The organism is Curvibacter sp. T50, from assembly GCF_057219955.1.
In genome coordinates, this window is sequence record NZ_JBXVVU010000003.1 from 215742 (window position 1) to 240813 (window position 25072).

Annotated in this window: 25 protein-coding genes; 17 read left to right on the forward strand and 8 right to left on the reverse strand. The window is 66.5% G+C overall.

Annotation, left to right across the window (positions count from 1 at the left end; translation table 11 throughout):
* Positions 1-15: 15 nt before the first annotated feature.
* The 5 genes from AC2EBU_RS12655 (at position 16) to AC2EBU_RS12675 (ending at position 6588) form a co-directional block, all read left to right on the forward strand.
* Complete coding sequence (locus AC2EBU_RS12655; RefSeq protein ID WP_484610784.1) at positions 16-3603, forward strand: hybrid sensor histidine kinase/response regulator; 3588 nt, start codon at positions 16-18, stop codon at positions 3601-3603.
* Positions 3584-4597 (forward strand): response regulator, encoded by a 1014-nt coding sequence (locus AC2EBU_RS12660; protein ID WP_484610785.1) that lies wholly within the window; start codon positions 3584-3586, stop codon positions 4595-4597. The genes AC2EBU_RS12655 and AC2EBU_RS12660 overlap by 20 nt, the downstream gene beginning before the upstream one ends.
* 137 nt (positions 4598-4734) lie before the next feature.
* Positions 4735-5301 (forward strand): cytochrome b, encoded by a 567-nt coding sequence (locus AC2EBU_RS12665; protein WP_484610786.1) that lies wholly within the window; start codon positions 4735-4737, stop codon positions 5299-5301.
* Positions 5302-5346: 45 nt separating this feature from the next.
* Complete coding sequence (locus tag AC2EBU_RS12670; RefSeq protein ID WP_484610787.1) at positions 5347-5934, forward strand: YceI family protein; 588 nt, start codon at positions 5347-5349, stop codon at positions 5932-5934.
* A 78-nt stretch (positions 5935-6012) separates the two neighbouring features.
* Positions 6013-6588: a YceI family protein gene (locus AC2EBU_RS12675; RefSeq protein ID WP_484610788.1), complete on the forward strand. Its 576-nt coding sequence runs from the start codon at positions 6013-6015 to the stop codon at positions 6586-6588.
* A 44-nt stretch (positions 6589-6632) separates the two neighbouring features.
* Here AC2EBU_RS12675 and AC2EBU_RS12680 read toward each other — a convergent pair whose 3' ends face one another.
* Positions 6633-7667 (reverse strand): zinc-dependent alcohol dehydrogenase family protein, encoded by a 1035-nt coding sequence (locus AC2EBU_RS12680; RefSeq protein WP_484610789.1) that lies wholly within the window; start codon positions 7665-7667, stop codon positions 6633-6635.
* Between the two features lie 351 nt (positions 7668-8018).
* Here AC2EBU_RS12680 and urtA point away from each other — a divergent pair, with 351 nt between their 5' ends.
* The 5 genes from urtA to urtE all read left to right on the forward strand — a co-directional run bounded on the left by urtA (position 8019) and on the right by urtE (position 14213).
* Entirely contained in the window at positions 8019-9287 is a 1269-nt protein-coding gene (urtA, locus tag AC2EBU_RS12685; RefSeq protein WP_484610790.1) for an urea ABC transporter substrate-binding protein, read from the forward strand.
* 71 nt (positions 9288-9358) lie between these two features.
* A complete protein-coding gene (urtB, locus tag AC2EBU_RS12690; RefSeq protein ID WP_484610791.1) occupies positions 9359-10951 on the forward strand; it encodes an urea ABC transporter permease subunit UrtB in 1593 nt (530 codons plus the stop codon).
* On the forward strand, positions 10948-12087 hold the full coding sequence (urtC, locus tag AC2EBU_RS12695) for an urea ABC transporter permease subunit UrtC (RefSeq protein ID WP_484610792.1): 1140 nt from the start codon (positions 10948-10950) through the stop codon (positions 12085-12087). The genes urtB and urtC overlap by 4 nt, the downstream gene beginning before the upstream one ends.
* Positions 12084-12962 carry an urea ABC transporter ATP-binding protein UrtD gene (urtD, locus tag AC2EBU_RS12700; RefSeq protein WP_484610793.1) on the forward strand — a complete coding sequence of 293 codons (879 nt, stop codon included), beginning with the start codon at positions 12084-12086 and terminating at the stop codon, positions 12960-12962. The genes urtC and urtD overlap by 4 nt, the downstream gene beginning before the upstream one ends.
* A gap of 558 nt (positions 12963-13520) precedes the next feature.
* Positions 13521-14213 carry an urea ABC transporter ATP-binding subunit UrtE gene (gene urtE, locus AC2EBU_RS12705; protein WP_484610794.1) on the forward strand — a complete coding sequence of 231 codons (693 nt, stop codon included), beginning with the start codon at positions 13521-13523 and terminating at the stop codon, positions 14211-14213.
* 108 nt (positions 14214-14321) lie between these two features.
* Here the strand turns inward: urtE and AC2EBU_RS12710 are convergent, their stop codons facing one another.
* On the reverse strand, positions 14322-15443 hold the full coding sequence (locus AC2EBU_RS12710) for a galactose-binding domain-containing protein (RefSeq protein WP_484610795.1): 1122 nt from the start codon (positions 15441-15443) through the stop codon (positions 14322-14324).
* A gap of 16 nt (positions 15444-15459) precedes the next feature.
* A complete protein-coding gene (locus AC2EBU_RS12715) occupies positions 15460-16023 on the reverse strand; it encodes a hypothetical protein (protein WP_484610796.1) in 564 nt (187 codons plus the stop codon).
* 174 nt (positions 16024-16197) lie between these two features.
* On the opposite strand from AC2EBU_RS12715, the gene AC2EBU_RS12720 reads away from it, so the two are divergent.
* The 5 genes from AC2EBU_RS12720 to AC2EBU_RS12740 all read left to right on the forward strand — a co-directional run bounded on the left by AC2EBU_RS12720 (position 16198) and on the right by AC2EBU_RS12740 (position 18905).
* Positions 16198-16623, forward strand: coding sequence for a nuclear transport factor 2 family protein (locus AC2EBU_RS12720; protein ID WP_484610797.1), 426 nt, complete (start codon positions 16198-16200; stop codon positions 16621-16623).
* A gap of 12 nt (positions 16624-16635) precedes the next feature.
* Positions 16636-17175, forward strand: coding sequence for a DUF924 family protein (locus tag AC2EBU_RS12725; RefSeq protein WP_484610798.1), 540 nt, complete (start codon positions 16636-16638; stop codon positions 17173-17175).
* A 42-nt stretch (positions 17176-17217) separates the two neighbouring features.
* The gene (gene yghU, locus AC2EBU_RS12730; protein ID WP_484610799.1) at positions 17218-18087 is read left to right on the forward strand and encodes a glutathione-dependent disulfide-bond oxidoreductase; all 870 of its coding nucleotides are present in this window, start codon (positions 17218-17220) and stop codon (positions 18085-18087) included.
* A gap of 28 nt (positions 18088-18115) precedes the next feature.
* Positions 18116-18517 (forward strand): VOC family protein, encoded by a 402-nt coding sequence (locus AC2EBU_RS12735; RefSeq protein ID WP_484610800.1) that lies wholly within the window; start codon positions 18116-18118, stop codon positions 18515-18517.
* Between the two features lie 148 nt (positions 18518-18665).
* Positions 18666-18905 (forward strand): DUF1272 domain-containing protein, encoded by a 240-nt coding sequence (locus tag AC2EBU_RS12740; protein ID WP_484610801.1) that lies wholly within the window; start codon positions 18666-18668, stop codon positions 18903-18905.
* 235 nt (positions 18906-19140) lie between these two features.
* Here AC2EBU_RS12740 and AC2EBU_RS12745 read toward each other — a convergent pair whose 3' ends face one another.
* Both AC2EBU_RS12745 and AC2EBU_RS12750 read right to left on the reverse strand, forming a co-directional pair.
* Positions 19141-19863 (reverse strand): haloacid dehalogenase type II, encoded by a 723-nt coding sequence (locus tag AC2EBU_RS12745; RefSeq protein ID WP_484610802.1) that lies wholly within the window; start codon positions 19861-19863, stop codon positions 19141-19143.
* The gene (locus AC2EBU_RS12750; RefSeq protein ID WP_484610803.1) at positions 19860-20930 is read right to left on the reverse strand and encodes a GlcNAc-transferase family protein; all 1071 of its coding nucleotides are present in this window, start codon (positions 20928-20930) and stop codon (positions 19860-19862) included. The genes AC2EBU_RS12745 and AC2EBU_RS12750 overlap by 4 nt, the downstream gene beginning before the upstream one ends.
* On the opposite strand from AC2EBU_RS12750, the gene cutA reads away from it, so the two are divergent.
* Positions 20929-21327: a divalent-cation tolerance protein CutA gene (cutA, locus tag AC2EBU_RS12755; protein ID WP_484610804.1), complete on the forward strand. Its 399-nt coding sequence runs from the start codon at positions 20929-20931 to the stop codon at positions 21325-21327. The two genes, AC2EBU_RS12750 and cutA, sit on opposite strands and share 2 nt — an antisense overlap.
* A gap of 25 nt (positions 21328-21352) precedes the next feature.
* On the opposite strand, the gene AC2EBU_RS12760 is transcribed toward cutA, so the two are convergent.
* Complete coding sequence (locus AC2EBU_RS12760; RefSeq protein WP_484610805.1) at positions 21353-22186, reverse strand: urease accessory protein UreD; 834 nt, start codon at positions 22184-22186, stop codon at positions 21353-21355.
* Between the two features lie 209 nt (positions 22187-22395).
* Between AC2EBU_RS12760 and AC2EBU_RS12765 the strand changes: the two genes are divergently transcribed.
* Positions 22396-23718: an enoyl ACP reductase FabMG family protein gene (locus AC2EBU_RS12765; RefSeq protein ID WP_484610806.1), complete on the forward strand. Its 1323-nt coding sequence runs from the start codon at positions 22396-22398 to the stop codon at positions 23716-23718.
* Positions 23719-23788: 70 nt separating this feature from the next.
* On the opposite strand, the gene AC2EBU_RS12770 is transcribed toward AC2EBU_RS12765, so the two are convergent.
* On the reverse strand, positions 23789-24274 hold the full coding sequence (locus AC2EBU_RS12770) for a nucleoside deaminase (RefSeq protein WP_484610922.1): 486 nt from the start codon (positions 24272-24274) through the stop codon (positions 23789-23791).
* A gap of 28 nt (positions 24275-24302) precedes the next feature.
* Entirely contained in the window at positions 24303-25067 is a 765-nt protein-coding gene (locus AC2EBU_RS12775) for an ABC transporter permease (RefSeq protein WP_484610807.1), read from the reverse strand.
* Positions 25068-25072 lie beyond the last annotated feature (5 nt).

Sequence of the window (25072 nt, forward strand, 5' to 3'; positions counted from 1 at the left end):
CGGCGCAGGCGTGGCATGGAACCTGCAGCCGCCGGCGCCATGTCTTCCCCGGCCGAGCCCCGTCCTGTTTTTCCGGCCGAACCCGACGCGCCGGCGGTGGAGCGCCCCGTTGAAGCCCCCCAGCAGGTGGTCAAGGTGCGCCGCGACTACAACCGCTGGGTGGCCAGCGAAACGCTGGAAGACTATGCGCTGCGCTACACGCCGCAGCGCGGGCGCCGCTGGTCGGAGTGGCGGGTGGCCAATACTGCCTTCGGGGCGGCGTCGTTCCTGATCCTCGAAGCGGTGGGTGCCACGCTGCTGGTGCAGTACGGTTTTGCCAACGCCTTCTGGGCCGTGCTGGCCACGGGGCTGATCATCTTTCTTGCGGGCCTGCCCATCAGCATCTGCGCGGCCCGTCACGGGGTCGATATGGATCTGCTCACCCGGGGCGCCGGGTTCGGGTACATCGGCTCCACCATCACGTCGCTGATCTACGCTTCGTTCACCTTCATCTTTTTTGCGCTCGAAGCGGCCGTCATGGCCTACGCGCTGGAGTTGGCGCTGGGCATTCCGCCGGCCTGGGGCTACGGAATCTGTGCGCTGGTGGTGATTCCGCTGGTCACCCACGGGGTGTCGGCCATCAGTCGCCTGCAGGTCTGGACGCAACCGCTGTGGCTGGTGATGCTGGTGGTGCCGTATGTGGCCGTGCTGGCGAGCGATCCTGGTGCGTTTGCCGGTGTGACGCACTACGGCGGTGAAAGCGGGCAGGCGACCGGGTTCAATACGCTCTATTTTGGTGCGGCGCTGACCGTGGGTATTGCGCTCATCACCCAGATGGGCGAGCAGGCCGACTATTTGCGCTTCATGCCGGTCGCAACGCCAGCGACGCGCCGGCGCTGGTGGGTCGGCGTACTGATGGGCGGGCCCGGCTGGGTGGTGCTGGGGGTGGTCAAGATGCTGGGCGGCATGCTGCTGGCGTATCTGGCCATCGGCCACATGGTGCCGGTGGACCGGGCGGTGGACCCGAACCAGATGTACCTGGCGGCGTATGAATATGTGTTCCCGCACTACGGCTGGGCGGTGGCGGCCACGGCGCTGTTTGTGGTGGTGTCACAGCTCAAGATCAATGTGACCAATGCCTATGCCGGCTCGCTGGCCTGGTCCAACTTCTTCTCGCGCCTCACCCACAGCCACCCCGGGCGGGTGGTGTGGGTGGTGTTCAACACCCTGATCGCCTTCATGCTGATGGAGATGAACGTGTTCAGCGCGCTCGGCCAGGTGCTGGGGCTGTACGCCAATCTGGCCATTGCCTGGTTCATGGCCGTGGTGGCCGACCTGGTGGTGAACAAGCCGCTGGGCTTGTCGCCGCCGGGCATCGAATTCCGCCGGGCCCGCCTGTTCGATATCAATCCGGTGGGGGTCGGCGCCATGGCGCTGGCGTCGGCGCTGTCGGTGGTGGCCCATCTGGGCTTCTTCGGGCCGCTGGCGCAGGCGTTCTCCGCGGTGATCGCGATGGTGACGGCCTTTGTCGCCGCGCCCCTGATCGCCTGGGCCACCGGGGGGCGCTACTACCTCACCGGTGCTGCCGCTGCCGACCGTGGCCCGACCGGCGCACCCGGGGGCGGCGCCTATCTGGCCAACCGACTGCAGCGCTGCACCGTGTGCGAGCGCGACTACGAAGCGCCCGACATGACCCATTGCCCGGCCTACCGCGGTGCGATCTGCTCGCTGTGCTGCACGCTGGACGCCCGCTGCGGCGACCTGTGCCGCCCGCAGGCGAACCTGTCGGCGCAGTGGTCGGCGGCGCTGCGCTGGTTGCTGCCGCGGCGGGTCTGGCCGTATCTGGACACCGGGCTGGGGCATTTCCTGCTGCTGATGCTGGTGATTGCCCCGCTGCTGGCGGCGGTGCTGGGCCTGCTCTACCACCAGGAGCTGCAGACCCTGGCCCGCGCGGTGACCGAGGCCGAACTGCTGGAGGCGCCGGGTGCCGCCTTGCGCTCGGGCCTGCTCAAGGCCTACATGGCGCTGCTGGTGGTGTCGGGCTTGGTGGCCTGGTGGCTGGTGCTGGCGCACAAGACCCGGCAGGTGGCGCAGGAAGAATCCAACCGCCAGACCGGTCTGCTGATGCGTGAAATCGAGCTGCACCGCCGCACCGACGAGGCGCTGCAGCGCGCCAAACAGGTGGCCGATGAAGCGCGCGCCGCAGCCGACCAGGCCAACCAGGCCAAGAGCCGCTACATCAGCGCCATCAGCCACGAGCTGCGCACGCCGCTCAACAGCATCCTGGGCTACGCGCAGCTGATGGCCGAAGACGAGGCCGTGCCGCCCCACCGCAAACAGGCGGTGAACGTGATCCGCCGCGGCGGCGACCACCTGCTGTCCCTGATCGAAGGCACGCTTGACATTGCCCGCATCGAGTCGGGCAAGCTCACGCTGGACGTGGCCCCGATGCGCTTTGCCGACTGCGTGCACGAAATGGCGGCGCTGTTCGAGCTGCAGGCCGCGGCCAAGGGGCTGGCCTTCCGGTTCGACGCACTGGGGGACCTGCCCGAAGTGGTGCGCGCGGACGACAAGCGGTTGCGCCAGATCCTGATCAACCTGCTGGGCAACGCGATCAAGTTCACCGCCCGCGGCACCGTCACGCTGCGGGTGCGGCATGCGCGGGAAATGGCCCGCATCGAGATCGAGGACACCGGCCCGGGCCTGACGCCGGCGGAGATCGACCACATCTTCGAGCCTTTTGCCCGTGGCGGCAGTGGCGGCACCCCCGGGGCGGGCCTGGGCCTGACGATTGCCAAGATGCTCACCGCGCTGATGGGCGGGGAACTGACGGTGCGCAGCACACCCGGCCAGGGCTCGGTGTTCCAGGTGCGGCTGTTCCTGCCCGAGGTGGCGGGTCCGGCGCGAGTGCCGGTGTCGGCCCCCGCGGCCGTGCGCAAAGGCTACGAAGGGGCGCGCCGCCGCATCCTGGTCGTGGACAACGAAGAGGCCGACCGCGACCTGCTGGTGCAACTGCTCGAACCCATCGGGTTCGAGTTGCGCCAGGCCCGCAGCGGCCACGACGCGCTGGACCTGGTGGCCACCGGCTACCGGCCGGATGCGGTGTTCATGGACCTGGCCATGCCCGGCATCGACGGCTGGGAAACGCTGCAGCGTCTGCGCGTGGCGGGGCTGACGGCGACCGCCTGCGCCATCGTGTCGGCCAACGCCTTCGACAAGGGGCTGGACAACACGGTGGGCATCGGCCCCGACGATTTTTTTGTCAAACCGGTGCGCCACCGGGAGTTGCTCGACTGGCTGGGGCGGCGGCTGGATCTGGTGTGGACGGCCGAGGTGGCGCCGCTGCCGGGGGCCGGCGCCGCCCCATTGCCCGACGCACCCACCCCGCCAGCGGCGGCCGCGCCCGCCGGCCCCTGGCCCGAGGCGGCGAGCCTTGCCGCGCTGGAGCAGGCCGTGACGCTGGGCTACTACCGTGGCATCCTCAACGCCCTGGACCAGATCGGGCGCGAGCAGCCCGCCTGCGCCGCCTTTGTCGCCCAGATGCGCGAACACGCCCTGGCGTTCCGTTTCGAGGCCATGCACCAGATACTGTCCACCGCACGCCATGCCCAACCTGCCGCCTGAGCCCGCCCGCCACCCGTTTGACCGCAGCGACAGCGATGTGGTGCTGATCGTCGACGACGTACCGGACAACCTGGCGGTGCTGCACGACGCGCTCGACGAATCGGGATACACCGTGCTGGTCGCCACCCACGGCGAGGCGGCGCTGGCGCGCGCGGCGCAGGCGCTGCCCGACATCGTGCTGCTGGACGCCATGATGCCCGGCATGGACGGGTTCGAAGTGGCGCGCCGCCTCAAGGCCGACCCGCGCACCGCCGCCATCCCCATCATCTTCATGACCGGCCTGACCGAAACCGAACACCTGGTGGCCGCACTCGAAGCCGGCGGGGTGGATTACGTGACCAAGCCGGTCAAGGCGCGCGAGGTGATGGCCCGCATGGGCGTGCACCTGGGCGGCGCCCGGCGCGCGCGGCACGCAGCCAGCCAGGCCAGCCAGGCGCGCAATGCGCTCGACGCCTTCGGCTACGCCAGCATCACCGTGCGCGCCAGCGACGGTCGCCTGGTGTGGCAGACCCCGCTGGCGCGCGAACTGCTGCTGGCCTGGTTCGGCGAGCCCAGCGCCGAGGCGCCCGAGGCGGTGCAGACCTGGCTGCGCCGGGTGGTGGCCGGGGGGGCGCCGCTGGACACCGCGGCCGAACCGCCGCGGCTGTCGATCGAGCAGGGCGCCCGGCGGCTGACGTTCCGCCTGCACCGGCAGGCCGGTGACAGCGAAGGCGGCGGCGACTGGCTGATCGTGATGCGCGAGGTGTCGGACGACAAGATCATCGAGTCGATGAGCCTGGCCTTCAAGCTCACCGCACGCGAGGCCGAGGTGCTGTACTGGGTGGTCAAGGGCAAGATCAACCGCGACATCGGCGACATCCTCGGCGCCAGTCCGGCCACCGTGAAAAAGCACCTGGAGCGGGTGTTCGCCAAACTCGGGGTCGAAACGCGCACGGCGGCCGCCGCCATGGCGCTGGGCCGCATCCGGCAGCTGCATCCCCAGTTCGAGGGCTGAACCGCCAGCGTTCGATCGTTCAGAAAATTTGAAATGAGGCGTCAATCACGTTGACGCTGAAACGGCGCGGGCGCCCCTAGACTCCGAGGCAGCTTGTTGCGATGCAGCAAGCGCCCGTATTCAGAAAGGTTCGCCCCATGGCCCCCGATTCCGGCGCGTCCGCGCGCTACTCGACCCCTGCCATCGTGCTGCACTGGCTGTTGGGTGCCGCTCTGGTGGCGGTGTTCGTGTTGGGGATCTACATGCACGATCTGCCTTTTTCGCCGCAGCGGCTGAAACTCTACAACTGGCACAAGTGGGCCGGCGTGGCCATCCTGGCCCTGTCGGTGCTGCGCCTGGTGTGGCGTCTGACCCACCGCCCGCCGGCGCTGCCGCCCGCCGTGGCGTCGGCCATGCCGGCCTGGCAGCACATGGCGCATCACGCCACCCACCACGCGCTGTATGCGCTGTTCTTCATCGTGCCGCTGGTGGGGTGGGCCTACAGCTCCGCTGCCGGTTTCCCGGTCGTTTTTCTGGGCGTGCTGCCGCTGCCGGACTTTGTGCCGGCCGACAAGGCATTGGCCGAGCTGATCAAGCCCTGGCACGAAATCACCGCCTTCGCGTTGGCTGCCCTGGTGCTCGTGCATGTCGGCGCGGCGGCCAAGCACCACCTGATGGATCGGGATGGCCTGCTGTGGCGCATGGTGCCCGGTCGCCGGGGTTGACCCGTCCTTTGCCCGTTTTCCATGGACCCTTTTTGGAGTGAAAGCATGAATCTGCCTGTTTCCCGTGTGGTGGCGTTATCGTCACTGGCCTGTCTACTGGCTGCGCCGAGCGCGTTAGCGCAGCAAAAACTGATTCCGGCGCAAAGCAGCCTGGCGTTTGTCATCAAGCAGATGGGCGTGCCGGTCGAAGGTCAGTTCAGATCCTTCGATGCCCAGGTGGCATTCGACCCGGCCAAGCTGGCGACCAGCCGCATCGGCTTCACGGTGGACATTGGCAGTGCGACCATGGGTCTGAAAGAGGTGGATGTGGAGCTACCCAAACCCGTGTGGCTGGCCGCTGCGCGGTTTCCACAGGCCACTTTCCAGTCTTCGGCCCTCAAGGCACTGGGCGGGGGCCGTTACGAGGTGGCGGGAAAACTTTCCATCAAGGGGACATCGCGCGAAGTGACCGTGCCGGTCACGCTGGCGCAGACCGGCGCGGCGCCGAACCTCACCACCACGGCAACGGGTGTTTTCAGCATTCCGCGCCTGGCCTTCAAGGTGGGCGAGGCGGAGTGGGCCGACACCTCCATGGTGGCTGACGAGGTGCAGGTGCGGTTCAAGCTGGCCGTCACTGGAATTCAGAAGTTATGAATCTCCCACGGCATCACTGCGTCATCGATGACGCAATCGATGCCCTTTCCTTTCGCTTTTTCAACAAGGAGTCTATCCATGCGCGTTTCCCTTTTCGCCCTGGCCGCTGCGGCCGCCCTGTCCACCGGCGTGGTCCATGCCCAGTCGGTGAACTACGTGATCGAACCGACACACACGTTTGCCACCTTCGAAATCGGTCACCTGGGCGTCAGCACCAACCGGGGCCGCTTTGACAAGAAGTCGGGTTCCGTCACGATCGACCGCGCCGCCAGGACCGGCAAGGTGGATATTTCGATCGACGTGGCATCCGTCAATACCGGTACGGCCGCATTCGACAAGCACCTGCGCAGTGCCGACATCTTTGATACCGACAAATTCCCGACCGCCACGTTCAGTGGTGACAAATTCACCTTCGACGGTGACAAGGTGACGGCGGTGGACGGCACCCTGACCCTGATGGGCAAGTCGGCGCCCGTCACGCTCAAAGCCAGGAATTTCCACTGCACCCAACATCCCATGCTCAAGCGCGAGGTCTGTGGGGGTGATTTCGAAGCCGGTTTCGACCGCACGGTGTTCGGCGTGAACTACGGTGTGCAATTCGGGTTCCCCAAGGACGTCCGTGTCGTCATCCAGGTGGAAGCCATCCGACAGTAAATCGCAAGCGGTGCGCGCCCCAGGGGCGCGCAGCCGGGCGGCCCTCAGTGCCGTATGCACACCTTGCCGAAATGCCGGCCCGACTTCAGATAGGCCAGGGCGACGTGCAGTTCGTCGAACGGGAAGACCCGGTCGACGACCGGCCGCAGCTTGTGCGCCTCGATGGCACGGGCCATGGCGAGGAAGTCGTCGCGGCTGCCCACCGTCACACCCTGCAGCCGCACGGCGCGTGTCACCACCAGGCCCAGCGGCGCGTTCATCGTGGCGCCGCCCAGCACCCCGATCATTGCCACCGTGCCGCCCGCGCGCACGGCGCGCAGCGACTGGGGCAGGGTGTCTTCGCCGCCCAGTTCGATCACCAGGTCCACGCCGTCGCGCCCGGTCAGGGCGCGGGCGATATCCCGCGCACGCCGGCCCCAGTCCGGGTGGGTGCGGTAGTTGAGCGTTTCATCGGCCCCCAGCGCTCGCACGCGCGCCAGCTTGTCGTCGCTGGAGGAGGTGCAGATCACATGGGCGCCACACAGCCGGGCGAACTGCAGCGCAAACAGCGCCACGCCGCCCGTGCCTTGCACCAGCACGGTGTCGCCCGGGCGCACCTGCCCGTCGGTGACCACGGCGCGCCAGGCGGTCAGGCCCGCCGTGGGCAGGCAGGCGGCTTCGATGTCGTCCAGACAAGCCGGTGCCGGGCCCGTGCCGGACTCGGGCAGCACCAGGTATTCCGCCAGCGTGCCGTCGGTTTCGCAGCCCAGGCCGCGCGAGAGTTTGTACGCATCCGGCGGGCCGCCAGCCCAGGTCTGGAACAACAGCGGGCACAGTCGCTCGCCGGGGCGCGCCAGGGTCACGCTGGGGCCCACCTGGTCCACCACGCCCGCGCCGTCGCTGAGCATTACCAGCGGTAGCGCCTGCATGCGGGCGCCGTAACCCTTGAGCGGCACCAGCAGGTCGCGGTAGTTGAGGGCGGCGGCGTTCATGCGCAGCCGCAGCTGGCCGGGGCCGGCTTCAGGGATGGGCCGGCGGCCGATGCGCAGATGGTCCATGGACCAGTCGCCTTCGACCTGAAATACCTTCATGGTGGTCATCCGTGCTCCTCCGAGCGGGCGGGGGCCCGCGTACGTCGTCGATTGTGCCGCCACGTCATCGGCGCACAGACCTGACCGGCGGGTTTTCGGGGAAATTCGAGGAGTTTCGGTCAATAGCCATCGTAAAAAGGTCATTGTTTGCTATCAATGCAGGAATGACGGGCGCTGGATTTCTGGCGTCAGCGGTCGGAAGGCGGGCTTTTGTTGCACCGCCGCATACGCCATGCGGCGTATTTCGGGAACCCGGGGCGGCCCCTAGCATGGACCTGTCCGCTGAACACACGCTGCCGCAAGGGGCGTCAACCGGCGAACTTCACAGGTCCCCTGGTTCAACCCTTCTGGAGTATCACCATGCAACGCCGTTTCACCCTCAAAGCCCTCGCGGCCGCCTCCGCCCTGGCCGGTCTGGCCATCCTGCCCGCGCACGCCCAGTCCAAAGACACCATCAAAGTGGGTGTGCTGCACAGCCTGTCGGGCACCATGGCCATTTCCGAAACCGTGCTGAAAGACACGGTGCTCATGGCCATCGACGAAATCAACGCCAAGGGCGGGGTCCTGGGCAAAAAGCTGGAGCCGGTGGTGGTCGATCCGGCTTCCAACTGGCCCTTGTTCGCAGAAAAGGCCAAACAGTTGCTGACGCAAGACAAGGTGGCCGTGGTTTTCGGCTGCTGGACCTCGGTGAGCCGCAAGTCGGTGCTGCCGGTGTTCGAAGAGCTCAACGGCCTGTTGTTCTACCCGGTGCAGTACGAGGGTGAAGAGCTGTCCAAGAACGTGTTCTACACCGGTGCCGCGCCCAACCAGCAGGCCATTCCGGCGGTGGACTACCTCATGAGCAAGGACGGTGGCGCGGCCAAGCGCTGGGTGCTGCTGGGCACCGACTATGTCTACCCCCGCACCACCAACAAGATCCTGCGCGCCTACCTCAAGAGCAAGGGCGTGAAGGACAGCGACATCGACGAGAAGTACACGCCGTTCGGCCACTCCGACTACCAGACCATCGTGGCGGACATCAAGAAGTTCAGCGCCGGTGGCAAGACCGCCGTGGTGTCCACCATCAACGGCGACTCCAACGTGCCCTTCTACAAGGAACTGGGCAACGCCGGCCTGAAGGCCAAGGACGTGCCGGTGGTCGCCTTCTCGGTGGGTGAGGAAGAGCTGCGCGGCGTGGACACCAAGCCGCTGGTGGGCCATCTGGCTGCCTGGAACTACTTCATGTCCATCAAGAACCCGGTCAACGACGACTTCATCAAGAAATGGAGCGCCTACGCCAAGGCCAAGAACATCGCTGGCCACAAGGACAAGCCGCTGACCAATGACCCGATGGAAGCCACCTACATCGGCATCAACATGTGGAAGCAGGCGGTCGAGAAGGCCAAGACCACCGATGTTGACAAGGTCATCGCCGCCATGGCCGGTCAGACCTTCAAGGCACCGAGCGGCATCGTCAGCAAGATGGACGAAAAGAACCACCACCTGCACAAGTCGGTGTTCATCGGCGAGGTCAAGGCGGATGGCCAGTTCAACGTCGTGTGGAAGACCCCGGGCCCGGTGAAGGCCAAGCCCTGGAGTCCGTACATCGAAGGCAACGACAAGAAGAAAGACGAGCCCGAGAAGAAGTAAGGGGAGGGCGACCCTTGGGGGAAGGGCGCCAGCCTTTCCCCATTTTTTCACCCTGCGGATGACACCACACCATGCACCGATCTTCTCTATGGCTCCGGCTTGCCGTTTTTCTGGCGTGTCTGGGGCTGTGGTCCGGGGCCGCGCAGGCCCTGACCGCCGCCGAGGCCACGGCCATCGCCACCGGTGAAACCGATGCGCGCATCGAAGCGCTGGCGAAAGCCGTCGCCGCCGGCGATGAACGCACGGCCGCCTTCATCCAGGCGCTGGCTGACGATGCGGTGAAAGTTGCCGGCGAGAAGGTCTTCATCGTTCGCGACGGCAAGGCGTCGGACCCGGTGACCGGTCAGGCCGCCACCGTGCCCGACAACGCCGAAGACGTGGTCAGCAACAACCGCATGCGCGGTGAAATCGACAACGCGCTGGCGGCGCTCAAGCTGTTCAGTCCCGACGACAAGTTGCGCCTCCAGGGCGTCAAGGCGCTGCTGAAAGAACCCGACGAATCCCGCCTGCCCTTGCTGGACAAGGCGCTGGCCGCCGAAAAGAACGACAGCATCCGTGCGCAACTGCAGCTGGCCCGGGCCGCCGCGCTGCTGGGCAGCAGCGACAAGGCCCGCCGCCTGGAAGCCGCCAAGGCGCTGGCCGCCAGCAAGACGCCGGAGACCAAACTGCTGCTGAACGAACGTCTGCAGGCGGAAACCGAAGCGGACGTGAAGGGCCAGCTGCTGGCCTCGCTGCAGGCCATCGAAGGCGCCCTGGTCTGGGGTGACAAACTGGGTGCCCTGTTCTCCGGCATCAGTCTGGGCTCCATCCTCCTGCTGGTGGCGCTGGGCCTGGCCATCACCTACGGCCTGATGGGCGTGATCAACATGGCCCACGGCGAGCTGATGATGATCGGCGCCTACGCCACCTACGTCATGCAGGGGCTGTTCCAGAAATACCTGCCCGGGGCGTTCGACTGGTATCTCGTGGCGGCCGTGCCGGTGGCCTTCATGGCCTCCGCGCTGGTGGGCGCCGCCATGGAGCGCAGTGTGATCCGCTTCCTTTACGGCCGTCCCCTGGAGACCCTGCTGGCGACCTGGGGCATCAGCCTGGTGCTGATGCAGGCGGTGCGTTCGCTTTTCGGCGCGCAGAACGTGGGCGTCGAAAACCCCAGCTGGATGAGTGGCGGCGTGCAGGTGCTGTCCAACCTGACGCTGCCGTACAACCGCCTGGTCATCATCGGCTTTGCCGCCGCCGTGCTGTTGGGCATGGCCTTTCTGATTGGCCGCACCCGCCTGGGCCTGTTTGTGCGCGGCGTCACGCAGAACCGCCCGATTGCGTCGTGCATGGGCGTGAACACGGCGCGCATCGATACCTGGGCCTTCGCGCTGGGCTCGGGCATCGCCGGGCTGGCCGGCTGCGCGCTCAGCCAGATCGGCAACGTGGGCCCGGACCTGGGCCAGAGCTACATCGTCGATTCGTTCATGGTGGTGGTCCTGGGCGGCGTAGGGCAGTTGGCCGGCACGGTGTATGCCGCGATGGGCCTGGGCATCCTCAACAAATTCCTGGAAGGCTGGACCGGCGCCGTGCTGGCCAAGATTGCGGTTCTGGTTTTCATCATCATCTTCATCCAGAAGCGGCCGCAGGGCATCTTCGCGATGAAGGGCCGGAGTGCAGAAGCATGAGCACGACCCCGACCCCGTCGTCTCACCCTGCAGTGGCGTCGCTGCAGTTGCCTGCACCGGCTCCCTTGCTCAGCCGCACCGGCTGGTCGGCCTTCATCGTCGCGCTGATCGTGGTCTGCGCCGTGGCGCCGGTGCTCAACCTGCTGGTGCCGGCCGGCAGTGTGTTCCACCTCAGCGACTATTCGGTGGCGTTGCTGGGCAAGATCATGTGTTTCGCCATCTGCGCGCTGGCCATGGACCTGATCTGGGGCTACACCGGCATTCTGAGCCTGGGTCACGGCCTGTTCTTTGCACTCGGCGGCTATGTCATGGGCATGTACCTGATGCGCCAGATCGGCCGCGACGGCAATTACAAAAGCGACCTGCCGGACTTCATGGTGTTCCTGGACTGGAAGACCCTGCCCTGGCACTGGGCCTTCTCGGACAGCTTTGTTGCGACGCTGTTCCTGATCGTGGCGGTGCCCGGTCTGGTGGCGCTGGTGTTTGGCTACTTCGCCTTCCGCTCGCGCATCAAGGGCGTGTATTTTTCCATCATCACCCAGGCGATGACCTTTGCCGCCATGCTGCTGTTCTTCCGCAACGAGACCGGTTTCGGCGGCAACAACGGCTTCACCGACTTCAAGCGCATCCTGGGCATTCCGATTGCGCAGCCGTCGACGCGGATGGTGCTGTTTGTGCTGACCGGCTGCACCTTGCTGGGCTTTTTCCTGCTGGCGCGCTGGCTGGTGCGCAGCAAATTCGGCCGGGTGCTGCAGGCCATCCGTGACGCGGAAAGCCGCGTGATGTTTTCCGGCTACTCGCCGCTGCCCTACAAGCTGACGATCTGGGTGATCTCGGCCGTGATGTGTGGCGTGGCCGGGGCGCTGTACGTGCCACAGGTGGGCATCATCAATCCCGGCGAAATGAGTGCCGCCAACTCGATCGAGATCGCCATCTGGGCGGCGGTGGGTGGCCGCGCCACCCTGATCGGACCGATCGTCGGAGCTTTCATCGTCAACGGCGCCAAGAGCTGGCTGACGGTGACCGCGCCCGAGTTCTGGCTGTACTTCCTCGGCGCCCTTTTTATTGCTGTCACGCTGTTTTTGCCCAACGGGGTCGTCGGCCTCGTGAAGAAACTCAAGGGAGGTGAAAAATGACTCCTGATCTGATGGAGGAAGGCGCGCGGATTCGTGAAGCCCGTGCGGCACCGCCGGGGCCAACCGGCAAGACAGAATCCGGCGGCCGTGCCGCCGGCTTTTCGCGCATCGCCACACCGGGCGAGGTGGATGTCACCCACGGCCGCATCCTGTACCTGGAAGACGTCTGCGTCAGTTTCGACGGCTTCAAGGCCATCAACAACCTGAGCCTGGACATCGCCCCGGGTGAGCTGCGCTGCATCATCGGCCCCAACGGCGCCGGCAAGACCACGATGATGGACATCATCACCGGCAAGACCCGGCCCGATTCCGGCACGGTGTTCTTCGGCTCGACCATCGACCTGCTGCGTCACAACGAACCCGAAATTGCCCAGCTGGGGATCGGCCGCAAGTTCCAGAAACCCACGGTGTTCGAGCAGCTCAGCGTGTTCGAGAACCTGGAGCTGGCGCTCAAGACCCCCAAAGGCGTGGCCGCTTCCATGCGTTTCCGGCTGGACTCCGGCCAAAGCGACCGCCTGGCTGAGGTGCTGCACACCATTCACCTGGCCGACGCGGTGACCCGCCAGGCCGGCAACCTGAGTCACGGCCAGAAGCAATGGCTGGAAATCGGCATGCTGCTGATGCAGGACCCGAAGCTGCTGCTGCTCGACGAGCCGGTGGCCGGCATGACCGACGAGGAAACCGCGCGCACCGCCGAACTCTTCCTCACGCTCAAGGGCAAGCACAGCCTGATGGTGGTGGAGCACGACATGAGCTTCATCCGCACCATCAGCGAGATCGTCACCGTGCTGTGCGACGGCTCGGTGCTGGCCCAGGGCACGCTGGACCAGGTGCAGGCGGACGAGCGGGTGATCGAGGTGTATCTTGGGCGCTGAAACTCCTGCCCCTGTTCGCCAGGATGGCCGGGTCTCGCCCCGGCAGGCGAGGCACTTTTCTTTGCTTCGCCAAAGAAAAGTACCCAAAAGAAAGGCGACCCTGGTGGCCGTGTCCCCGGCTGCGCCGGGGCAACCTGCGGTGCTCGACGGCAGCGGGGTCTGCGCAAACTCGCCCTGCGGGCTCAAACATGCGCAGCCCTGTTTCCGCTGCCGTCTGCGCTCCTCGGCACCGCCACAAGGGAACCCGAAATTCCGCCCGCATCGAAGTGCTGCAGCGTTTGAGGCGGGGGGCTCCCACTGCCGTGTGCGGAGGCGAGTCGCGCAGGGCCGGGCGGAAAAAGAAGCGCAGATGTCTGAGCCCGCAGGGCGAGTTTCTGCGCTTCCCGCCCGGACCGAGCAACGCAGCGTGCCCGGAGCGAAGCGCAGGGACGACGCACCCGGCTCGCCTTTTCTTTGGGTACTTTCTTTTGGCGAAGCAAAAGAAAGTGCCTCGCCCGCCGGGGCGAGACCCGGCCACGCACCCTCACGAAGGTTCCACCGGAAAGCAGAAGGCCCGACATGCTGAACGTCAAGAACATCAACCAGTACTACGGCGGCTCCCACATCCTGCGGGATGTGAGCCTGCAGGCCGAACTGGGCAAGGTCACGGTGCTGCTGGGGCGCAACGGGGTGGGCAAGACCACGCTGCTCAAGAGCCTGATGGGCCTGGTGCCCATCAAGACCGGCACCATCGAATTCGACGGAAAAGCCATCCAGGCCGCCACCCCGTACGAACGCGCCCGCGCGGGCATCGGCTTCGTGCCGCAGGGGCGGGAAATCTTTGCCCGGCTGACCGTCGAGGAGAACCTGCGCATGGGGCTGGCGTACAAACCCGGCGGCACACCGATTCCAGCCGAGCTGTACGAACTGTTCCCGGTGCTCAGGCAGATGCTGCACCGCCGCGGGGGTGACCTCTCCGGCGGGCAGCAGCAGCAACTGGCGATTGCCCGCGCGCTGGCGCCCCAGCCGCGCCTGCTGATCCTGGACGAACCCACCGAGGGCATCCAGCCCAGCATCATCAAGGACATCGGCCGCGTCATCCGCATGCTGGCCGACCGCGGCACCATGGCCATCCTGCTGTGCGAGCAGTACTACGACTTCGCCCAGGAACTGGCCGACGACTACCTGGTGATGGAGCGCGGCGAAGTCATCGCCCGCGGCCCGGGCCGCGAAATGGAAGCCAAGGGCGTGCGGCAGCTGGTGGCGATCTGACCGACGCCGGCCGCGGCCGCGGCCGGCGTCGATTCCCTACGGTTTGTGCCAATACTTGCCTGTACCAAGCGCAAAAAGGTCGCTTTGCGCTATCATAAAAGAGTTAAATTACGGTGCCGGCCCGAAAACCTGCACTTCGGCCAGCGTGAGGTAGTTCGTTCCGAGCAATTGCACCTGGACCTGTTTGCCGGTGACCGCGGGCACCGGCACTTCCACGGACGGGTTCGGGTAGCCGCCTGCGGTGAACAGCGCCTTGCTGAAAACGACATTGCCGTTGGCATCCCGCACAGTGACTTCGAAATTGGTCAGGCGTTCTTTGGCGACTTCGTTGCGGTTCCAGACCACGATCTTGGTGATGGTCCTGGGTGTCGGAAAGCTGACCTTCCACCATGGGCGGTTCTCGTTGTTGGTATGGGCGATCGGCGTGGCGCAACCGTGCGCGACCCCCGCCGAGGTGACCCCGTCAATCGCGTAGTTTGCGCCCGCCGGGCAGCCCCCCCCGTACACGGATGACTGACTCGCGACGGCGCCCGCCGTCGCGTGGTTGGTGATCGGCCTGTTGGCGGGCGTTGGCGATGGCGTGGGCGAGGGGGACGGCGCTGGAGTTGCCCCGGAGGTCGATGTCGGGCCCGGGGTTTTCTGGGTATTGCCGGTCGAACCTTTGCCCGATGGCTCGGCTCCTGTGGTCGCCGGTGGCTTCGGGTCGGCCACTGCCGGCGGTGGAGGAAGATTCCCCTGGCTGGCGCCCGGAGCGAAATCGACGACCAGATTGGCGCTCGACGCAGGTTGCGAGCAATTGTTTCCCGAGCAATGGACCGGATTGCAGAGGGAGACCGGGGTGCTCAGCTGTCCTTTGCTGCCCACTTCCCATCGCTCGATGCGATCCATGGTGATGCCCTCCTGCGTATTCGCGGTCGTGGGCGGGCCTCCGTTGTATGTGGCGGAGATCGCGCGGGAAAAATCCGCAATGGTGTGCCCGACAACATCCTCTCGCCGGTTGTGCAGGTTCTGCCGGTAGAAGGGTGCCATCTTCAGCCGCACGGTAATGACGCCTTGCCCCGCCGGAATGGCAACCACGGTCGTGTGACACTGGCCCGCCTGTGCACTCTTCAATGGCGGCCACGAGGCCGAATACTGGTAAATGATGGTGGCGTTGCCGATTGCGCTGGCACCCCACAGAAGGGCTGCCAGCGATGCCGTGGCGATGGGCCTGGTGCGCAAGGTGTTCAAGATGAATCTCCGCAAATCAGTTCCTGGCCTTGGGTGTCGCCACATCTTTCGCGCCGCCACCTGCCGAGTCGATCGATGAGTGCGGCCCTTTCGCGCCCGCTTGACCATCCTTTGCCCCGGGCTTGCCGGTCGGAGTGTGGGGCGTCGACTGCTTCGTGCCAACGGGCGTGTTGCCAGGGACGTTTTTGCCTGCGCCACTGGAGCCCGCCGGGTTTTGACCGGCTGGGTTGCCGGTGATGTTTTTGCCTGCGCCGCTGGAGCCTGCCGGGTTTTGGCCAGCTGGGTTGCCGGTGATGTTTTTGCCTGCGCCGCTGGAGCCTGCCGGGTTTTGGCCGGCTGGGTTGCCGGTGATGTTTTTGCCCGCGCCGCTGGAGCCTGCCGGATTCTGGCCAGCCGGGTTGCCGGTGATGTTCTTGCCTGCACCGCTGGGTCCTGCTGGGTTTTGACCGGCGGGGTTGCCGACGATGTTGGGCGTTTGAGCGAACGCCGTGAACGCGGCAGCAGCCAAGGCAATCGCCGATCCCCCTTGCACAACGCGTTGACGGAAATACTGCGGGGTCCGACAGCTTCTTTGAATCATGAACGACTCCTTTGAGGTGGTTGAGTTTCGGGAAACGCGCCCCGAAACTTCATCCTAGGCCTGCCCCCGAGGCTGTTTTTGTCCTGCGTCAAGCAAGGGCGTGCTTGCGTTCGTGAACCCGGAGATGCGCGAACCAGCGTAGACTGGGACGGCTTTTTCGCACGGGGAAGACCCATGGATATTGACGACTTCATGGCCGGGTACCAGGCCGCCTGGCAGGCACGCGACGACGCGGCTTTTGCCGCGCTCTTCGCTCTGGACGGCCAGTATCACAACACCCCGTTTGCGGTCCAGCGGGGGCACGAGCAATTGCGCGCATATTGGCAGCGGGTGAAGCTGCAGGAAGATGTGCAACTGCACTACACCGTGTTGGCCCGGGCGCCTGGCAGTGGCATTGCGCACTGGCATGTGACCTACCAGGTGGCGTCTGAGGAGCTTTTTGCCATCTGGGCGCGTTCGACCGGCACCCACCTGCCAACGCGCCAGAGCGGCGACCCACTGCCTCGCATGGTGCTCGACGGGGTCTTGCAGGCCGAATTTGAGGGCGCCACCTGCCGTTGCTGTCGCCTGTGGTGGCACAGCCAGCCGCAACCTGCCTGAAGAGGCCCGCTCATGCATCCGGACACCGTTGTCGATTTCTGGTTCGCCGAACTCACGCCCGCGCAATGGTGGCGGGTGGACGCGGCGCTGGACGAAACCATTCGCACCCGTTTTGGTGCCGTGCATCGGGCCGCTGGCGCGGGTGAGCTGGCCTGCTGGCGCGAGACGGCGCACGGCCGTCTGGCGGAAGTCATTGTGCTGGATCAGTTCTCCCGCAACCTGTATCGCGGCACCGCCGCCGCGTTTGCCTGCGACGGCATGGCCCTGGTCCTGGCGCAGGAGGCAGTGAGGGCGGGCGCCGACCAGCAGCTGCCGGTGCAGCAGCGTGCTTTTTTCTATCTGCCCTGGATGCACAGCGAATCGCTGCGCCTGCACGACGAGGCGCTGCGGCTGTTCAGCGCGCCCGGCATGGAGGGCAACCTGCAGGCCGAACACCAGCACCGCGCCATCCTGGAGCGCTTTGGGCGTTACCCGCACCGTAACGCCGCACTCGGCCGGGTCTCCACCCCGGAGGAAGAGGCCTTCCTGTTGCAGCCTGGCTCACGTTTCTGAGCGCCGCCTGCACGCGCCCGCCATTTGCGGCACCATAGGCGCATGAACGACACCACCCCCTACACCCCTCCCAAAGTCTGGACGCCGCCCGAGAGCAGCGGCGGCCGGTTTGCCAACATCAACCGCCCGGTCGCCGGCGCCACCCACGAGAAGGAACTGCCTGTGGGTCAACACCCGCTGCAGCTGTATTCGCTGGGCACGCCCAACGGCGTCAAGGTCACGGTGATGCTGGAAGAGCTGCTGGCCGCGGGCCACACCGGCGCCGAATACGACGCCTGGCTGGTCCGCATCAACGAAGGCCAGCAGTTCGGCAGCGGCTTTGTCGCGATCAACCCCAACTCCAAGATTCCCGCGCTGGTGGACCGCAGCGGGCCGCAGCCGGTGCGGGTGTTCGAGTCCGGCGCCATTCTGCTGTACCTGGCGGAAAAATTCGGTGCCTTTGTGCCCACCGAGCCGGCCGCGCGCGCCGAATGCCTGAGCTGGCTGTTCTGGCAGATGGGCAGCGCGCCGTTCCTGGGCGGCGGTTTCGGCCACTTCTACGCCTACGCGCCGGAAAAAATCCGCTACGCCATCGACCGCTACGCGATGGAAGTCAAGCGCCAGATGGACGTGCTGGACCGCCGCCTGGCCGAGGTGCCCTATGTGGCCGGTGAAAACTACACCATCGCTGACATGGCCATCTGGCCCTGGTACGGCCAGCTGGCCAAGGGGCTGCTGTACGAAGCTGGCGAGTTTTTGCAGGTGCACTCCTACACGCACGTGGTGCGCTGGGCCGAGCGCCTGTACGAGCGCCCGGCGGTGCGGCGCGGGCGCATGGTCAACCGCGTGCAAGGCGACCCGGCCAGCCAGCTGCACGAGCGCCACGACGCCAGCGACTTCGACCTTCGCACGCAGGACAAGCTGGCCGGCTGATGGCGCCGCGCCGCGAGAGCAACTGGCGATGTTTTCCCACATCTTCCTGGGCGTTGCCGACTTTGATCGGGCGCTGGCTTTTTACCGCGCCCTGATGCCGGTGCTGGGCGTCGCCGAGCGCTTCTGTGACCCGTCCCGTCCCTGGGCCGGCTGGCAGTCGGCGCCGGGGCCGCGTCCGCTGCTGTTGATCGGCACACCCTGGAACGGCCAGGCGCAGGCACCCGGCAACGGCCCGATGACCGCCTTTCTGGCGCCCGACCGGGCCACGGTGGACCGCGCCTGGGCCGTGGCGCTGGCCCATGGCGGCACCGACGAAGGCCCGCCCGGCCTGCGCCCCGAATACCACGCCCATTACTGGGGCGCCTATTTCCGCGACACCGAAGGCAACAAGCTGTGTGTGGCCTGCCATGAGCCCGAAACCGGCCGCTGAGGCGGTGCAGCAGGCAGATTCGGGCTGAAAATGGCCTGTTCCCAGCGTGGAATGGTCACTGTTTGCTATTGATTCAGGAGTTTTGCCTGGCTGTCGTCGCCCCCGCCACCTGGGTTACGCTGATGTCCTGAACTTCCGGAGCCTGACCATGCTGCAACTGCGCCCCAACTGCGAATGCTGCGACCGCGACCTGCCGCCCGAATCGACCCTGGCGCGCATCTGCAGCTTCGAATGCACCTTCTGCGCGCCCTGCGCCGACACCGTGCTGCACGGCGCCTGCCCCAACTGCGGCGGCGAGCTGGTGGCACGCCCGCGTCGCCCGGCGGCCAAACTGGCGGCCCACCCGGCCTCGACCGAGCGGGTGCTCAAAGCGGCCGGCTGCCGGTGACGCCCGAAACCCGCGCGCAGATGTCGCGGCGACTGGTCTCGATGGCGATCGGCGTGGCGGCCTATCTGGCCGGATTCCTGGCGCTGGCGGCTTTTTGCTGCCGTGCCCCATGGCGCCGGGGCGCCGAGTCAGGCGCGCTGGCTGCGGCCGTCCCGGCTGTCGGTGGGCGCCGGCGCGAGGGGCAGATCGGCAATGGCACTCGCGAGCGCGGTGTGCGTTTGCGCCGGGCCGGAGGTCAGGCTCCGAGCTGGTCGGCCAGGTCGGTCAGGCTGGTCGCGTGCAGGTCGTTGGCCGGCTGCGGAGACACGTCCTTGACATGCGCCGCGCCGAACTCCAGCGGGCGTTCGATGTAGGCGGTGCGCAGGCCGCAGGCCCGGGCTGCGGCAAGGTCGTCGTGATGCGCGGCCACCAGCATCACCTGCTCGGGTGACCGATCGAACAGCGCTGCCGCGCCCCGGTAGACCGCCGGATCGGGCTTGTAGGCGCGAAAAACCTCGGCGGAGAGAACACAGTCCCACGGCAGGCCGGCCCGTTTGGCCATGTTCGTCAGCAGCGCGATGTTGCCGTTGGACAGTGGGGCAATGGTGCAGGCCTGTTTCAGCCGGGTCAGGCCGGCCACGGTGTCGGGCCAGGGCCGCAGGCGGTGCCATACCTGGTTGAGGTGTCTGCGCTGCGCGGCATCCAGTTGCGACAGGCCAAAGCGCGGCAGCAGCGCTTCCAGGATTTCGCGGTGCAGGGTATCCAGCGTCACCCACGGGCGACGTCCTTCGCGCACGGCCGCCATGGCCGGTTGATAGCCGGCACGCCAGGCCAGGGCAAAGGCGTCGCCGTCCACCGACGGCGCGATGTCGGCCATCTCGCGGACAACGCTGCCGTGCCAGTCGACGACGGTGCCAAAGACGTCAAACAGCAGCAGCGGGGGCGGGGTGTCTGCGGCGCGGGGGGCAGGTGTGGTCATTGGGGCGGCGCTTCCGGGTTGGCTGTGGCGGGCTCGGTCAGGGGCGAGGGTTGCGGCTCGGGCGCCGCGGGCGGGCGGGTCGCCAGGTTGTTGTGGGGCGCAGGCGGACGCTGCGCATTGCCCCAAGGTCCATGGAAGGCCCGGGGCGCGATCGTGCGCAGCTCGTAGTCGATGCCACTGAACGCGGCGTACTGGGCCATGGTCCGCTCGCTGCCCAGACCGTAGACGCCCAGATCCTGGCTGCGTGTGACCAGCGCCTGCAACCGGGCGCGTGATCGCGCCTCCAGCGCCCACCACCGGTTTTTGCGTACCTGGTCATGGGCGGCGTCCCAGTGCAGCGGGCGCGCGGAGGCGTCGGCGCCCACCGCGCGGTACAGGTGGTACACCGGCAGCGCCGGTATGTGAAAGATGTCCCAGCCATGGGTGTAGAGGCGGGCGGCCAGGGCCTGCTCTTCACCGTGGAAGTACAGATAGGGGTCGTAGGGAAACTGCTGGACAAAGGCGCCGGGCGCGAACAGGCAGCCAGCGCCCAGGTGATAGCCGCGCAGGGCGGCGTCGATCTCGACCGGATGGGCTTCGAAGGACAGAACCGGGTGGTCTTCGGCAAAGCGGCAGCCGGGTTTGAGCACATGCGCCAGGACTTTGCCGGTCACGGCGCGGCTGACCGGGTGGCCGCCTTCAAACTCGAAGGCGTTGGGGTAGGAAGAGATGACACAACGGCGCTGGTGGCGTGCAATGCCGTGCGCGGCGTGAATCAGCCGGGTGTCCCAGCCAGGGTCGAAGTCCATGTGCGAATCGATCTGGAAGAACCAGTCCTCCCCTTCGTACAGGGTCATGGCCAATGCCCGCGCCCAGCACGGCCCGCGTGCCTGCGTGGCATCGATGTCCAGCACCGTCAGCCGGGACGGGGCCAGGCCACTTTCGTCCAGCGGCGGGCTGCCGGCCGGCCGCTGGTTGACCACCACCAGGTGCAATGCCTCGGGATGGGAGGCCTGTTCCACGGCGCGGCGCAGCGTGAAGGGCAATACCGGGTCGCAGTACGCGGCGATGCTGACGAAAATGCTCATGGCCGAACGATACTGCATCATCGGACGCACCAGCGCGTCCGCCAACCGGGAAGACACCATGCCAACCAACGCCGCCATCGACACTCCGATCTGCGTGGTGCTGACCACGGCGCCCTCCGAATCTGTGGCCGACGAGCTCGCCGCCGCGATCATCCATCGGGCACTGGGTGCCTGTGTGCAGATTGACGCGGTTCGCAGCCACTACCGGTGGCAGGGCGCCGCCTGCGCCGAGTCCGAATGGCGGCTGACGATCAAGACCCGGGTCGACCGCTACCCGGCGCTGGAAGAATGGCTGCGCGAAGCGCATCCGTATGACACACCGCAGATCGTGATGTTGCCGATCGCCGACGGACTGGCGGCCTACTGTGAATGGGTGCGCCAGGGCAGCGCAGGCTGACCGGAGCCGCCCACGGGCGGCGTTCTCACATCGCCCAGATGCGGGGCCGCACCGGCGCCAGGCCCCACAGCAGCGGGCGCCAGGCCGCGCGAATGGCCTGCAGCAGCGCCATCGCCGGTTCGACCCGGCCCGTCAGCACCCGCGCAATCACGACCCGATCGCCCGGCGCGGTGGCCCCGGCGGCGCCACCGGCCAGGTCGGCGCTGTCGATGACGGCGCGGGCGGCGTCCAGCAGGGCTTCGCGCCGGGTGCGCGCCAGCGCCGATCCGACGACAACAAACACCGAGGCCAGGCAGCGGTGCCCGGCCAGCCCCTGGGGCCCGTCGAGCAATCGCCTGTCGTCGGCGGCGATGTGGCCGCGCTCCAGCCAGACGCCCGGCACTTCGATGTGTTGCAGAAAGCGGCCACGCAAAAATGGCTGCCCGGCTTCCGGCAGGCCGAGCGCCGTGCAGTCCCAGGCCAGCAGCTCGGCGCCGGGTTCCACGGTCGCGACCAGGTGGTTCTCGGCCTGGCAGGCGTCGTAACACAAGGCCTCCAGCGGCAACCATTCGGCGCGGGCGCCCGCCGCCAGCATCAGCTGCGAGCGCTGGACGGCGGTCTGCCCCGCCGAACGGTAGAAGCGGGTCGCCCCGGGTGTGGTGACCAGTGCATGGGCACCGGGCGCCACCGTTGCCGCGATGTCGAGCAGGTCGCCGCCGACCAGTCCTCCCGGAGGATGCACCAGCACGTTGTGGCAGATGGCGTCGCCCTCCGGGTACAGGCTCTGCAGGATGCGCAACGGCCCGTCGTGCCGGTGTCGCACCACCGTGCGACCCTGTTCAGCGGTGTAGTCCAGGTGCAGGCGCGCGTGCCAGGTCATGGTGTGCCGGCGTTGAAGTGACGCCTGTTCAGTGCGAAAACCATAGCTGAAAGTGACCTTTTTGCGCTGGGTAAACGATGTTTTTGCCGGATAAAGGGAGGAGTCGCCGCTTCGCGAGGCGGTGCACGGTCAGGGAAGCAGAAAACAGGCCAGAAGGCGCCCGGCGCGGGGACGGCGAAAGCGCCGCTGGCAGACGCAATAATAGGCACATGAACACACTGACACCCCTGCGCGAACTTCCGCAGCACAACATTTTTCGGCCGGGCGACGTTTTTGTCCTTTTCGGCGAGCTTTTCGGTCGCGGCTATGCCAACGGCCTGGTGAACGAGGCCCGCAAGGCCGGCATGACGATGGTCGGCATCACCGTCGGGCGGCGGGACGAAGCCAACGCGCTGCGTCCGCTCAACGACGAGGAACTGGCGCAGGCCGAGGCCGCGCTCGGCGGCAGCATCATCAACCTGCCGCTGATGGCCGGATTCGACCAGGACGCGCCCGCCGGCACGCCCACACCGACCGAGATGCTGGGCAAGCTGACACTCAAGACCTGGACCGAGGACAAACTCGACTGGGACCATATCGAACAGTGCCGCGCCGTGGGGGTGAAGCGCTTCACCGACACCCTGGCGCAGGTGATGGCGCAGCTGGACGCCCGGGTGCCGGACGGCGCCAACGTGTTTTTTGCCCACACCATGGCCGGCGGCATTCCCAAGGCCAAGGTGTTCCTGGCCATCGCCAACCGGGTCTACAAGGGGCGCGGCGAGCGCTTCCTGTCGTCGCAGACGCTGCTGGACAGCGATCTGGGCAAGCTGATCCTGATGAATTTCGACGAAGTATCGGCCAACACCTTCGGCCACCTGATCGAGGCCAGCCGCGCGCTGCGCGAGCGGGTGCAGGCAGCGGGCGGCCAGGTGCGCTACTCGGCCTATGGCTATCACGGCACCGAAATCCTGGTCGACGGTACATACACCTGGCAGACGTACACCAACTACACCCAGGGTTACGCCAAGATGCGCCTGGAGCGCATCGCCCAGGCGGCGTGGGCGCAGGGCGTGAAGGCCACGGTTTACAACTGCCCGGAAATCCGCACCAATTCCTCGGACATCTTCGCGGGCGTCGAATTGCCGCTGGTAGCCTTGCTGAACGCACTCCGGCGCGAGGGTGGCGGCGCGTGGGCGCAGGCGCAGTGGCAGGCCTGTGCCGACCTTCTGGCCGAGGGTACGACCGTCGAGGCCATGCTGCAGAAGGTCGACGCCTTCCACACCAGCGCGGTGATGATCCCGTTCCGCGACTTTGCTGCCTGGCCCATGGCGAACACGGTCGAGCAGGCGGGTCTGACGATAGGCACCTCCGAAGAGATCCAGAAACTGCACAAAGACACCAAGGCCCTGGTGACCGACCTGTTGAGCGCGCTGGTGATCGAAGGCACCGGGCCGCTGATGTTCGGTGAATCTTCGGCGCCGAGCGGCCCCGTGCTCTGGCTCAACCACGACATCATTGCCCGCCAGCTGAACCGTCAGCACGCCAACGACTGAAACGAGCCGTTTAGCTATAGTTTATATAGCTAAAGAAGACCTATTCACGCTGGGTATTGCGGATTTTTATCTATTTTTTCCAGAAATCGCGGTGCAGCGCCGCGATATCGTCTTCCACCGCCGGCACCGGACCGATGACCTCGATGGATTTCTGCCCGGCAGCCAGCACCGTGCGGCACGGCAGGTCCATGGTGGGGTTTTCGCCGTGGTTGCCGGTCAGCTCCAGCAGACGGCGTTCGGTCATGCCGTAGACCAGCCGCCCAATATGGGCCCAGTACTGCGTACCGGCGCACATGGCACAGGGCTCGACGGTGGTGACCAGGGTGCACTGCCACAGGTAGTCGGCGTCGTAGAGGGCGGCGGCGGCGCGGGCCAGCGTGGATTCGGCATGGTTGACGGTATCGACGTTGCCTTGCTCCATCAGCACCGTTTCGCCGTCCGGGGCCAGAAGCACCGCGCCGAAAGGATGCCGGCCTCGGGCCTTCACGCGCGCTGCGACGGCATTGGCATGGCGCAAAGCCCGCTCGACCCGCGCCGGCGTGAGGGGCTGGCGCACCTCGCCGCTGTCTGTCGGGGCGAGGGCTTCAGTGTTGGGAACCACGGTGGGCCCAGGCGGTGGTGTGCTTTTCGATGAAGCTGAACAGCTCGTACATCGCCATCGCCATCACGCCAACGACCAGCAGGCCACTGAAGGCGAGTCCCATCTGCAAGGACGAACCGGCCGAGATCAGCAGGTAACCGATGCCTTCGTTGGCCGCGGTCATCTCCGACACCGTGGTGCCGACAAAGGCCAACGTGATCGCCACCTTGAGCGAACCGTAAAAATAAGGCATTGAACGGGGCAGGCCCACTTTGACCAGCACGTCCCAGCGTTTGGCGCCCAGCACGCGCAGCACGTCTTCCAGTTCAGGTTCCAGCGTGGCCAGGCCGGTGGCGATGTTCACCATGATCGGGAAGAAGCTGATCAGGAAGGCGGTCAGGATCGCCGGGCCGATGCCGATGCCGAACCACACCACCAGAATCGGCACAAAAGCCGCCTTGGGCAGGGCATTGAAGGCGGTCATCAGCGGGTAGACCGCGGCGTAGGCCAGGCGCGAGCTGCCGATCAGGAAGCCCAGCAGCACGCCGACGACGATGGCGATGCCGAATCCGGCCATGGTGACCCAGAAAGTGCGCCAGGCATGCTGGGCGATGACGGCCTTGAACTCGACCGTCTGCTCCCAAATGCGGGCCGGACTCGGGAAGATGAACTCCGATACGTTGAATATCGAGCAGATCGCCTGCCAGATGATGACAATCAGCGTCAGCAGGATCAGCGGCGACCAGCGTTCGAGTTGCTTGTTGTTCATGGCGT